Origin of the sequence: Streptomyces sp. NPDC127119 (assembly GCF_042677425.1) — a bacterium.
Lineage (GTDB): Bacteria > Actinomycetota > Actinomycetes > Streptomycetales > Streptomycetaceae > Streptomyces.
The window spans coordinates 1-11,907 of sequence record NZ_JBHXTO010000096.1; the positions used below are offsets into that span (position 1 = coordinate 1).

The 11,907-nt window shown below is 70.7% G+C and carries 8 protein-coding genes; 4 read left to right on the forward strand and 4 right to left on the reverse strand.

The window, feature by feature from the left end:
• Positions 1-120: 120 nt before the first annotated feature.
• Positions 121-2,034 carry a molecular chaperone HtpG gene (htpG, locus tag ACFVH5_RS30920; RefSeq protein WP_385837010.1) on the reverse strand — a complete coding sequence of 638 codons (1,914 nt, stop codon included), beginning with the start codon at positions 2,032-2,034 and terminating at the stop codon, positions 121-123.
• A 624-nt stretch (positions 2,035-2,658) separates the two neighbouring features.
• The gene (locus ACFVH5_RS30925) at positions 2,659-4,113 is read right to left on the reverse strand and encodes an MFS transporter (RefSeq protein ID WP_385837011.1); all 1,455 of its coding nucleotides are present in this window, start codon (positions 4,111-4,113) and stop codon (positions 2,659-2,661) included.
• Between the two features lie 213 nt (positions 4,114-4,326).
• On the opposite strand from ACFVH5_RS30925, the gene ACFVH5_RS30930 reads away from it, so the two are divergent.
• Positions 4,327-4,989, forward strand: coding sequence for a TetR/AcrR family transcriptional regulator (locus tag ACFVH5_RS30930; RefSeq protein WP_385837012.1), 663 nt, complete (start codon positions 4,327-4,329; stop codon positions 4,987-4,989).
• Between the two features lie 67 nt (positions 4,990-5,056).
• Here the strand turns inward: ACFVH5_RS30930 and ACFVH5_RS30935 are convergent, their stop codons facing one another.
• Positions 5,057-5,335: a hypothetical protein gene (locus tag ACFVH5_RS30935; RefSeq protein WP_385837013.1), complete on the reverse strand. Its 279-nt coding sequence runs from the start codon at positions 5,333-5,335 to the stop codon at positions 5,057-5,059.
• A 364-nt stretch (positions 5,336-5,699) separates the two neighbouring features.
• Between ACFVH5_RS30935 and ACFVH5_RS30940 the strand changes: the two genes are divergently transcribed.
• From ACFVH5_RS30940 to ACFVH5_RS30950, 3 genes are all read left to right on the forward strand, one after another.
• Positions 5,700-7,052, forward strand: a complete 1,353-nt coding sequence (locus ACFVH5_RS30940) for a histidine kinase (RefSeq protein ID WP_385837014.1) — start codon at positions 5,700-5,702, stop codon at positions 7,050-7,052.
• The gene (locus tag ACFVH5_RS30945; protein ID WP_385837015.1) at positions 7,045-7,713 is read left to right on the forward strand and encodes a response regulator; all 669 of its coding nucleotides are present in this window, start codon (positions 7,045-7,047) and stop codon (positions 7,711-7,713) included. Before ACFVH5_RS30940 ends, ACFVH5_RS30945 begins: the two co-directional genes overlap by 8 nt.
• Positions 7,714-7,928: 215 nt before the next feature.
• Positions 7,929-10,199, forward strand: coding sequence for an MMPL family transporter (locus tag ACFVH5_RS30950; protein WP_385837016.1), 2,271 nt, complete (start codon positions 7,929-7,931; stop codon positions 10,197-10,199).
• Positions 10,200-10,226: 27 nt separating this feature from the next.
• On the opposite strand, the gene ACFVH5_RS30955 is transcribed toward ACFVH5_RS30950, so the two are convergent.
• Entirely contained in the window at positions 10,227-11,876 is a 1,650-nt protein-coding gene (locus tag ACFVH5_RS30955; protein WP_385837017.1) for an amidohydrolase, read from the reverse strand.
• Between the last annotated feature and the right edge of the window lie 31 nt (positions 11,877-11,907).

The window sequence follows — 11,907 nt, forward strand, 5'->3', positions numbered from 1 at the left end:
GTCCCCGCGCGGACGCCCCCGACCCCCCCGCGGGGCCCCGGGCCGACAGGCCGGACGCCGGACGCCGAGCGTTGGACGTCTGGCGTTGGACGCCCGGCCATGTCCGGCCGTGTCCGTGGGCTACAGGGCGTGGGTCAGTCGGTCGTTCAGCAGGCGGGTGAAGCGGGCCGGGTCAGGCAGGTCGCCGCCTTCGGCGAGCAGTGCGCTGCCGTAGATGACCTCGGCGATCTCCGCCAGCGCGGGGTCGTCGGCGTTGGCCTCGTGTGCTGTGCGCAGGGCGACGATCAGCGGGTGTGCGGGGTTGAGTTCCAGGCTCCGCTTGACGGGCGGCAACTGCTGTCCCATCGCGCGGTACATCTTCTCCAGCGTCGGCGTCATGTCGTGGGCGTCCCCGACGATGCAGGCCGCCGAGGTGGTCAGGCGCGACGACAGGCGCACGTCCTTGACGTGCTCGGACAACGTGGTGCTCAGCCATGGCAGCAGGGCGGCGTAGTCCTGCTCGCGCTGGGCCTGTTCGGCGGACCGGTCCCCTTCGGCCGGCTCGTTGAGGTCGACCTGGCCCTTGGCGATGGACTGGAGAGGGTGCCCGTCGAAGGCCGGAACCTGGTCGGCCCAGACCTCGTCGACGGGGTCGGTGAGGATCAGGACCTCGTAACCCTTGGCCGCGAGAGCCTCCATGTGAGGGGAGTTCTCCACCGTCGCACGGGTCTCGCCCGTCAGGTAGTAGATCGCCTCCTGGCCGTCCTTCATACGCTCGACGTACTCGCGCAAGGTGGTGGTCTTCTGCGGATCGTTGGTGGAGGCGGCCGACACGAGTTCCAGCAGCGCCTCGGTGTTGTCCGTGTCCTCGATCAGCCCTTCCTTCAGCACCCGTCCGAACTGCGCCCAGAGTTTCGTGTAGCGCTCGCCGTCGTTCGCCTGCATGGTCTTGATCGCGCCGAGGACCTTCTTGACCAGGCGTCGGCGTACGCCGCGGATCTGGCGGTCCTGCTGCAGGATCTCGCGGGAGATGTTCAACGACAGGTCGTGGGCGTCGACGACGCCCTTGACGAAGCGCAGGTAGTTCGGCATCAGCGCTTCGCAGTCGTCCATGATGAACACGCGCTTGACGTACAGCTGCACCCCGCGCTTGGTCTCCTGGGAGAACAGGTCGAACGGCGCCTGGGAGGGGAGGAACAGGAGCGCCTCGTACTCGAAGGTTCCTTCGGCGCGCATGTGGATGGTCTCGGCAGGGTCGAGCCAGTCCTGGCTGACCTGCTTGTAGAACTCGTTGTACTCCTCCTGGGTGACCTCGGCGCGCGGCCGGGCCCACAGGGCCTTCATCGAGTTGAGGGTGTCGACACCGGGGGCGGCGGATCCGTCGGCGTCGGTGCGCTCGGTGGCCATCCGGATCGGCCAGCGGATGAAGTCCGAGTACCGCTTGACGATCTGGCGGATCTTCGACTCGGACAGGTAGTCGGCCAGGTCGTCCTCGCTGTCGGCGGACTTGAGGTGCACGGTGACGGAGGTGCCCGTGGGAAGGTCGTCGACGCTCTGGATCGTGTAGGCGCCCTCGCCGTCGGACTCCCACCGGGTGCCGTGATCGGCGCCTGCCCGCCGGGTGAGCAGGGTGACCTTGTCGGCGACCATGAAGGCCGAGTAGAAGCCGACACCGAACTGCCCGATCAGGCTCTCGGCGGTGGCCGCGTCCTGGGACTGCTTGATCTTCTCCATCAGGCCGGCGGTACCGGACTTGGCGATGGTGCCGATCAGGTCCACGAGATCGTCCCGGCTCATGCCGATCCCGTTGTCACGGACGGTGAGTGTACGGGCGTCCTTGTCGGCCTCCAGCGAGATGTGCAGGTCGGCGGTGCCGACCTCGGTGAGGCTGGAGTCTGTCAGCGATTCCAGCCGCAGCTTGTCCAGTGCGTCCGAGGCGTTCGAGATCAGCTCGCGCAGGAAGATGTCCTTGTTCGAGTAGATCGAATGAATGACCAGTCGGAGCAACTGGCGTGTCTCGGCCTGGAATTCCAGCGTCTCGACACTGCTGTCCATGCGGGGACCTCTCCATGGGAATCAACGGGAACGTCATGAAGGTACGGGACTGCGACGGGGCGGATGGCAGCGCGTCGGCGACGTGGTTCGCGGCCGGCCCTGCTGCATCAGCTTCCGTGCCCGTGCCGGTGGCTCTCGGTGACGGGTGTCAGCGTCGTGTGCCACTGGCGTCGTGAGCAGGTTGTCGAGGATGTCCGGGACGTGACCGGGTCGGTGTGGCGGTCATCGAGGTAGGGGCGGATGCCCGCGAGGGGCCGATGAGCTCGGCAGCGTCGGTGGCGTACGGAGCGCCGTACAGGGCCGTCCGGGCCTGACATGTCGCCGGGCGCGAGTCGGGGGCCCGGCGACATGTCCGGCGAGGCGGCCCAGGCCGGCGGCGTTGGAGCGGGCCCGGGTGGTGGAGCGTTCGGCGGCTCGGGGCCGGCGGGTGACCACCACGGGCTGTTCGGGGGTAGTGCCCGGGGGTGTCGGGCGCGAGGGCGCAGCAGCCAGCGTGGTTGACCAGTACGTCGATCCGGTCATGCGCCCCGTGGGCGCCGCGACAGGCCGGGCACCCACGCATGCGGGCACCCGGGCTGTCGCGGCGCCGACGCCGGCTGAGGCCCCAGCTTCGCCGAGGGCTGCTCAGGCGGGCTCTTCGACGGAGTGCGAGTCGCTGAGGGTGGCGGCGCCTCCCGCCGCGACCAGGCCGACGATCACCGCCAGCACGGCGTAGGTGATCCGCTCGCCGTGGAAGAACGAGTGCACGAGGCCGCTGCTCCACGCGCCTGCGGGCAGCCGGGTGGTGACCAGGGCGGCGATCAGGGTGCCGACCATGGCCGTGCCGACGCTGGTTCCGACCTCCTGGGCGGTGTCGTTGAGCGCCGTGCCGATCGAGGTGCGGTTCTCCGGCATCGCCTCGACCAGGGCGATGGCGCAGATCGTCATGACGGTGCGCAGCCCGATGGTCATCACGACCATGCACACGGCGATGGCCGCGTACCCGTGGTCGACGCCCCAGGCGAGGCCGGCCAGCGCCCCGGCAAGGCAGGCCGCGCCGACCAGGCAGGCGATGCGGTGTCCGAACCTCTTCGCGAGCCATTCCGACAGAGGTGTCGCGGCGATCATGGTCACGATGATCGGCAGGTTCGCCAGCCCTGCCCGCACGGGGCTCCACCCGTAGGCGTACTGGAAGTGGAGGATGAGCCCGAACATCACGCCGGCCATCGCGATGGACGTACCGATCTGCGCGATGGCCGCGCCGCGGACAGTCCCACTGGAGAAGATCTTGAGGTCCAGCATGGGTGCTTCGCTGCGGCGCTCGTGGCGGACGAAGGCGATGCCCGCGGCCACGGCGCCGAGGATCGAGACGATCGTGGTGGTGGAGAGCCATCCGTGCTCGACGCCGCTGGTCAGCGTGTAACAGGCCAGACCGATGGTGAGCACGCTCAGGGCGGCGGCCGGCAGGTCGAGCCGGTCCTTGGTCAGGTCGTCGGGCCGGTCGGCCGCGACGCCGAGTCGCACGCCGATGGCCGCGATGAGGGCGATCGGCGCGTTGACGAGCAGGAGCCACTGCCAACTGGCGTGCGCGAGCGCGGTACCACCCAGCAGAGGGCCGAGGACGAATCCCGACATGCCGACGATGATCATCAAGGTCATGGCGCGCATGCGCAGCGCCTGGTCGTCGAAGAGCCTGAAGACGAGCGAGTTGGTGATGGGCGCCATGGCCGCGGCGGCGATGCCGAGTCCGGCCCTCAGGGCGATGAGCTGCCCGGCGGAGTCGACGGCGACGACGCACAGGCTCAGCAGGCCGAACACGGCGAGGCCGATCAGCAGCACGCGTCGGCGTCCGAAGCGATCGGCTATGGATCCCGCCGTCAGCAGGAGGCCGCCGAACGTCAGCGAATAGGCGCCGGTGACCCATTGCAGGGCGGTGGTGCCGCTCCCCAGATCACGGCCGATGGTGGGCAACGCGATCGACAGCAGCGTGTTGTCGACCATTTCGACGAAGAAGGCCAGGCAGAGTGCGGCCAGCGGGATCCATGCCGCGCGGAGCGACGGATAGGTACGGGAGATAGCGGGCTCGGTGGTCGCAGTCATGGCCGGCCTCCTTTCAGAGCGTCGCCGCACGTCGGACGACGCCCGACGTGGAACGCGATTCGATGAACGAACGTTGTTCGATGATGGAACGTGGTTCCACCGTAGAACGCCGTTCGATGTCGCGCAAGCTGTGATTGGATGAGAGCTATGACACCCCCGCGAACACGCTCCGCCGAAGGACCTCCCCGAGGACGCAGGCGCGCTTCGCACTCGATGGAGGCCGTCCTCGCCGCGGCCGTGGCCCTGCTCGACGAGGCAGGCGGATCGGCGCTGACGTTCCGTGCCCTCGCGGCCCGGCTCGGCACGGGCGTCGGCACCATCTACTGGTACGTCTCGAACAAGGACGAACTCCTCGACCGCGCCACCGACCACGCGATCGGCGGGGTCCTGACCGCCGTCGAGGAGCAGCCCGACAGCGACGACCCGATCGCCGACCTGCGCACGATGGCCATCACCCTGTTCGACGCGATCGTGGACCGGCCGTGGCTGTCGGCCTACTTCATGCGTAACACCGACATCCAGGGCAACTCGTTGCGGCTGTACGAGAGGCTCGGTGAGCAGACCCTCCGTCTGGACCTCACACCCCGGCAGCGGTTCCACGCCGTCTCGGCCATCACGGGCGTCGTGGTCGGCACGGCCGCGGACCTGGGCATGGAAGTGCCGCAGGAGCTGCTCGACGGCGACGTGGACCGCGACGCGTTCCTCGGCCGCTTCGCCGAGAGATGGCGCTCACTCGACGCCACGGACTTCCCGTTCGTGCACCAGATCGTCGACGAGTTCGCGGAGCACGACGACCGGGACCAGTTCATCGCCGCTCTGGACCTGACCCTCGACGGCCTCCGCCTTCAAGCCGGAAGCCCGCCTCGAAACCGCTGACGCCAGCCGCTCTGGTCATCCGCCGCAGTAGCGCCGCCGCGGCTGAGCGGCGGCGGCGCCCATGCGGTCAGCGCAGCTTGTACGCCGTGGGGAGGGTCTGTTCGACCGTGTCGCCCTTGTTGTCGGCCGCGGTGATCCGCAGTCCGACCTCCTGGGCGGCCTGCTTGCGCCCGGGGTGGTGGATGGTCGCCGTGAACGTGTTCGTCCCGGCGCCCTTGGAGGCCGCCCGGTGCCAGCTCTTACCGCCGTCGTAGCTGGTCTCGACCTTCAGGAACGTCACCCTGGGCGGCGCGGTCAGCCGGTCCCGCAGCGCGCCGCTCAGGTCGCTGAGCCCCAGTTCCGCCACATCGTGACCCCGTCGCGGACGGCGTCCACGACAGCGCCGCGGGTGTACGGCACACGCAGCTCGGGGCAGGTCCCGATCAGGGTGCGGAGTCCGCGCCCTTTACGGGAGGCGAGGACTTCACGCAGCAGCCGGCTCTTGCCGATCCCCGTCCAGTTCAGGCAACGCCGTCCTCCCCCGCCGATCACCGCTGTGCCGGTGCTGACCTAGCCGTGGGTGAACTCAGGACGCGGGCCGACAGGCTCTCCGAACCCACCTCGTAGCGATCCGCGGCGCCGAGGTGCCCATGCCGAACGCCGCCTGCACGCAACCGTGTTGGTCCCAAGGAGTGACGACTGGCCGGGCGAAGGTCATTAGGGTCGCCTCCATGACGGACGTACCGATGACGGACACGCCCACGCCGAGGCGGATCGGCCGGCCGGCGTGCGCAGTCGACGGCGGACTCGTGCTGCTGGCGCTGTGTCCCGCGGTGCTGATGCAGGCGAGCACCGACGGAACCGTGCTCGGCTGGGGGCTGTTGGCAGCGCTGGACATCGTGACCGCGGCGGCCTTGCTGCTGCGCCGCCGAGCCCCGGCGGCCGTCTTCCTGGTCGCCATCTGCGCGCTGGTGACGACCATCGTCATAGGCGCGGCCCACGAGACACGTCTGTCCTCGCTCGCCGCGCTCCCTCTCGGGGTCTGCCTCTACAACATCGGCAGCCGCTCCCTCGACGGCCGCCGCACCGTTCTGGCACTGCTGGGCGGCGCCGTCGTCGTCGCGGCCGGCACCTGGGCCAACCTCCTGACCGCGCCGCCCGACCACCAGGCCGGCCCGGACGTGCTGGCCGTGCTCGCACCTCTGCCTCTGGCCTGGGCACTGGGCAACGCGGCCCGCACCCACCGGGCCCAGCACTCCGCGGTCGTACGGAGGGTGGACGCCATGGCCCGTGAACAGGAACTGCGCGAACAGCAGGCCGCCCAGCAGGAGCGGGTCCGGATAGCGGGTGAGATGCACGACGTGGTCGCGCACTCCCTCACCCTGCTCGTCGTACGCGCCGAGGCCCTGCGCGCCCGCGGCGCCGAACTGCCCGACTGGGCCCGCCCGCAGATCGACGGACTCGCCGTCGCGGGCCGCCAGGCGGGCAGTGAACTGCGTGACCTGCTGCGGGTGTTGCGCGTCCACGACGACGACGCACCCCTGCAGCCCTTGCCGGGCATGGCCGACCTGCCCGAACTCCTCGACCGGGGCCGAGCCGCGGGCACCCGGATCGACGCCGACGTGGACGCACGCCTCACCGCGTCGCAAGACCTGCCGAGGCCGGTACAGCTCACCCTCTACCGCATCGTGCAGGAATCCCTCACCAACGCCCGCCGTCACGCTCCGGGATCGGCCGTACGAGTCACCGTCCACGCCGGAACCGGCACCGTACACTGCGAGGTGGAGAACACCCCGCCGACCCCAACAAACCCTGCGAGGAGGCAAGTTGAGGACGGTTGGGGCGCGGGCCTGGGCCTGATCAGCATGAGGGAACGCGTCGAGGCACTGGGCGGGCGACTGGACACCGGCCCCACCCCACAGGGCGGCTTCAAGGTGTCGGCCACCCTGACCGTGAACACTCCGACGAACACCGGCACAACCACTGCCATGAGCAATGGCGCGAGCACTGACCCGGACAGCGGGACGACCACCCGACCGACCACACCGACGCATGAGAGACCCCAGGACATCGCCCGTGCCTGACGAAGCCATCACCGTCCTCGTCGTCGACGACGAACGGATCATCCGAGAGGGCCTGGCGGCCATCCTCGGTGTCCAGAGCGGCGTGAGCGTCGCCGGTACCGCCGGAGACGGCGAGGAGGCCGTCGACCTGTGTCTGCGGCTGCGCCCCGACGTGGTGATGCTCGACATCCGCATGCCGCGCCGTGACGGTCTGTGGACCCTGCGCGAACTCGACCGCCGAGGCCTGCTGGGCCCGGGCCGCGCCCAGGTCCTCGTACTGACGACCTTCGGCCTGGACGAATACGTCGACCGGGCGCTCGCGGCCGGCGCCGCCGGATTCCTGCTGAAGAGCAGCTCCTACGAGGAGTTGACGGCCGCCGTGCGCGCCGCCGCCGCCGGACAGCGCACCCTGAGCCCCGCCGTCACCGACCGCATCATCGAAAGTCACCTCGCGGCCCGGCGCCGCCCGGACTCCGGCGACCTCGCCCGGCTCACCGGCCTGACCGCACGGGAACGGGACGTCCTGCGGCTCGTCGGCGACGGTCTGAGCAACGCCGACATCGCAGACCGGCTCGTCGTCAGCCTCAACACGGTGAAGACACATGTGAGCCGGATGCTCGCCAAGACCGGCTGCCAGAGTCGCGCCCAGGCCGCCGTACTGGCTCGCCGCGCGCTCCGCTGACACGCCGGACACACCCTCACGCACGCATGGGTTCACGCCTTCCCGAACACCTCATTCTTCGGAGTGACCGGGCCCCGCGCCGGGTCCCTCACAAGGACCATCACCGGCGCCAAAAGCAGGAGGCGACGAGTGACGATCAACGGCGCGATTCCCGGCTGAATGGGTGCTGCGCGGCAGCGGGCCGCGCGGCACCACGCTCAGCGCAGGAGATCACGATGGACCAACCGGCAGGCCGCCCGGACGCTTCGGCCCCGACGGGAAAGCACACCGGGGCGACGGTACGCATAGCCCGTCTGAGCGCGACACATCCCTGGTGGGCGGTGGGCGCCTGGGTGCTGTTCGTCGTGCTCTGCGTCGGTGCGGGCGCGGCCGTGGGCACCCGGGTGAACGACATGGGCCTGGCCACCGGCGAGGCACTGCGGGCCGCCGAGATGGAGGACACGGCCGAGCTCACGGATCCCGCCCGGGAGAACGTGCTCGTCACCGCCCGCAAAGGCCCCTTGGACGAGGCGGACGCCCGGAAGGCCGCGGCCGACGTGACGGCCCGTCTTGAGAAGCTGCCCCAGGTCGCGGATGTCTCCGAGGCCGTCGGCGCCCAGGACGGCTCGGCGCTGGTGGTCCGGGTGACGATGGCCGGCTCCGCAGACGACGCCGGCGCCGCCGTCCAGCCCCTGCTCGACGCGACCGACGCCACCGCTGCCGCGCACCCCGCGCTGCGCGTGGAACAGGTGGGCGACGCCTCCCTGAGTGCCGCCCTCGACAGCCGCCTCACCGGCGACTTCCGCAAGGCGGAACTGGTCAGCATCCCCGTCACGCTCGGCATCCTCCTGGTGGCGTTCGGCGCGCTGCTCGCGGCCGGCGTCCCCGTCCTGCTGGCGCTGTCCTCCGTCGGCGCGGCCATCGGCCTGTCCGCCCTGGCGTCCCAACTCGTACCGGCCACCGATGTGCTGGACAGCGTGATCCTGCTGATCGGCATGGCCGTGGGAGTGGACTACTCGCTGTTCTACCTCCGGCGGGACCGTGAGGAACGCGCGCTCGGCCGGAACAGGGCCGACGCCGTCGAGATCGCGGCGGCCACCTCGGGGCACGCGGTCGTCGTCTCCGGCCTCGCGGTGTCGGTCGCCATGTGCGGCATGTTCGTCTCCGACAGCTCGACCTTCCACTCGCTGGCCATCGGCGCGATCCTGGTCGTCGCCGTGGCGGTCCTCGGCTCGGTGACCGTACTTCCCGCCCTGCTGGCCGGACTCGGCTCCCGGCTGGAGCGCCCGAGGGTCCCGCTGATCTGGCGCCTGACCGCCGACCGCCGGGGCGGCGAGGGCCGCTTCTGGCCGGTGGTACTGCGCCCCGCGCTGCGCCGGCCCGCCGCGACGCTCACCCTCTCCGTGGTCGCCCTGCTGGCCCTGGCCGCCCCTGCCACCGGCATGAAGCTGAAGCTCCTCGACGATTCCGACCTGCCCCGCTCGCTGCCCGTCATGCAGAGTTACGACCGCCTCACGGCCGCCTACCCCGGTACCGGCTCCTCGCTCCGGGTCGTCCTGCTGACCCCGCCCGCCGAGGCCGGCCAGGCCGCCGACGCCCTCACCGAACTCGCCCGACAGGTCTCCGGCGAAACGGAGTTCACCAAGGAACAGGCGGCCGAGGTCAGGACCTCGGCCGACCGTACGGTGACGGCCGTCGACCTGGGCGTCGCCCACCGCGCGGGCACCCCCGACGCCGAGCACGCCCTGCGCCTGCTGCGCGAACGACTGCTGCCGCAGGCCCTGGCGAAGATCACGGTCACAGAACACGCGGTGGGCGGACCGGTCGCGCTGACCGCGGACTTCACCGAGGACGCCACGGACGCGATGCCCTGGGCGATCGGCTTCGTCCTGCTGCTCACCTTCCTCATGCTGATGGCGATCTTCCATTCCCCGGTCGTCGCCCTCACCGCGATCCTCCTCAACACCCTCTCGGCAGGCGCCTCGTACGGCCTGCTCACCCTGGTCTTCCAGCACCACTGGGCGGAGAGCCTGCTCGGCTTCGAGTCCAACGGGGCGATCGTGACCTGGCTCCCGCTGTTCCTGTTCGTCGTCCTGTTCGGCCTGTCGATGGACTACCACATCTTCGTGGTCAGCCGGATCCGGGAACTGGTCCAGCAGGGTGTGCCCACCCGGGAGGCGGTGGCCCGGGGCATCACCGGCTCCGCCGGCACGGTCACCGGCGCGGCCGTGGTCATGGTCGCCGTGTTCGCCATCTTCGCGACCTTGTCCACCCTCGACATGAAGCAGCTCGGCGTCGGCCTCGCTGCGGCGATCCTGCTGGACGCGACCCTCATCCGCGCGGTGGTCCTGCCCGCCGCGATGATCCTCCTGGGCCGCGCCAACTGGTGGACCCCGGCCCTGTTCCGCCGCGCCGCCACCACTCCTCCCCCAACACCCGAACCCGAGTCCGAACCCGAGCCCGCCCCTCAGCCTCAGCCTCGGAGCCGGCACCAGCACCAGCACTGACGGCAGGTCACCGCGCCCGGGGGTGTCCTACCCGGACAGGGCGCCGGTGTCGTGGACCACGGTTCCGCCGATCACCGTGGCACCGACGGACAGGGTGTCGATCCGCCGCGGGTCGACGGTCAGCAGGTCGTCCGAGAGGACCGCGAAATCCGCCAGCATGCCACGGGAGAGGCGGCCCTTGCGGTCGTCGGCGTGTTCGGCGTAGGCGGAGCCCACGGTGTAGGCGTACAGGGCCTGTTCGGGGGTGAGCGCCTCGGCGGGGGCCAGCGGGGCGCCGCCCGCGGTACGGCGGTTGACCATGTCGTGGATGCCGAGCAGCGGACTGCCGTGCGCGACCGGGGCGTCACTGCTGCCGGGCAGGACGGCCCCGGCGTCCAGGAGACTGCGCATGCGGTAGCAGAGTTCGGCGCGTTCGGGACCCAGCGCGGTGATCATTCCGTCGCCGATCTCGGAGACGAAGCGCCCCTGCGGCACGGGGACGACGCCGTTCTCCACCAGGCGGCGGACCTGTTTGTCGGAGGCGACGGCGAAGTGCTCGATGCGGTGGCGCGCGTCCCGGCGCGGGTGGGCGGCCTGCGCGGCCTCGAAGGCGTCCAGGACGACGTCGATGGCGGCGTCCCCGATGGCGTGGGCGGCGATCTGCCAGCCGCACCGGTGCGCCTGGGTGATCGTGTGGTGCAGCCACTGCTCGTCGAACTGGAGGAAGCCGACGTTGTCGGGTTCGTCGTGGTAGCCGCAGCACATGTGTGCCGAGCGGCCGATGAGCGAACCGTCCGTGGCGATCTTGGTGGCGCCGATCTTCAGGCGGTCGTCGCCGAATCCGCTGCGCAGGCCCAGGTCGAGCCCGAACCAGGTGTCACCGTCCCCGACGGCCCCCATGTCGTGCAGGACGGTCATGTAGGGCATGACCGTGGTGCGGATGCTCAGTGCACCTTCCTGGACGGCCCGGTGGAAGGCGTGCAGGTCGGCCGGGCCGTGCCCGACGTGTTCGGCGGCGGCGATGCCCGGCTCGGTGAGGCTGGTGATGCCCTCGGTCACGCCCTGGTCGTTGCCGGCCTTGATGGCGGCGACGACCGAGTCGAGGGGCGAGGGGCGGAACGCCCGGGTCACCAGGTGCTGGGCGGTTTCCTGGAGCAGGCCGACCGCCCTGCCGTCCGGGTCGCGTTCGACATGGCCGCCGTCGAGGTCGGGGACACCCAGCCGGTCGGTGAAGCCGGCGCGGGTGAAGGCCGCGGTGTTGCCCACGCCCATGTGGCAGGAGACGTGCTCCAGCCACACGGGGCGCCCCTGGGCCGCTTCGTCCAGGGCTTCGGCCGTGGGGTGGGCGCCGATCTTGTTCTGGTCGTAGCCCGCGCCGAAGAGCCACTCGTCGGGGCCCAGCCGCGCCGCCCGTTCGCGTACCGCGGCGTAGAGGGCGTCGAGGGTGGGGACGGTCCGCGCGTGCAGGTCGAGTTCGAGGAGACGGCGGCCTCGCATGCTCAGGTGCTGGTGGGCGTCGTTGAAGCCGGGCACCACCGGGGCTCCCCCCAGGTCGTGGACCCGGTCGGCGGTGCATCCGGCGACCTCTTCGTCGAGGCCGACGACGCGGCCCCCGAAGACCCCGAGGGTGTGTGCGGTGGGCCGGTCCGCGTCGAGCGTGGTGAAGCGGCCGTTGGTGAACAGTGCGTCCAGGTGCATGACTTGGGTCCTAGGAATGGGGTTCGGGCGT

Bases quoted from the DNA above. Each gene is read 5' to 3' on its own strand.
- ACFVH5_RS30940 (WP_385837014.1), top strand. From the start codon at position 5,700: ATGACGGACGTACCGATGACGGACACGCCCACGCCGAGGCGGATCGGC.
- ACFVH5_RS30925 (WP_385837011.1), bottom strand. From the start codon at position 4,113: ATGACTGCGACCACCGAGCCCGCTATCTCCCGTACCTATCCGTCGCTC.
- ACFVH5_RS30950 (WP_385837016.1), top strand. From the start codon at position 7,929: ATGGACCAACCGGCAGGCCGCCCGGACGCTTCGGCCCCGACGGGAAAG.
- ACFVH5_RS30930 (WP_385837012.1), top strand. From the start codon at position 4,327: ATGGAGGCCGTCCTCGCCGCGGCCGTGGCCCTGCTCGACGAGGCAGGC.
- ACFVH5_RS30955 (WP_385837017.1), bottom strand. From the start codon at position 11,876: ATGCACCTGGACGCACTGTTCACCAACGGCCGCTTCACCACGCTCGAC.
- htpG (WP_385837010.1), bottom strand. From the start codon at position 2,034: ATGGACAGCAGTGTCGAGACGCTGGAATTCCAGGCCGAGACACGCCAG.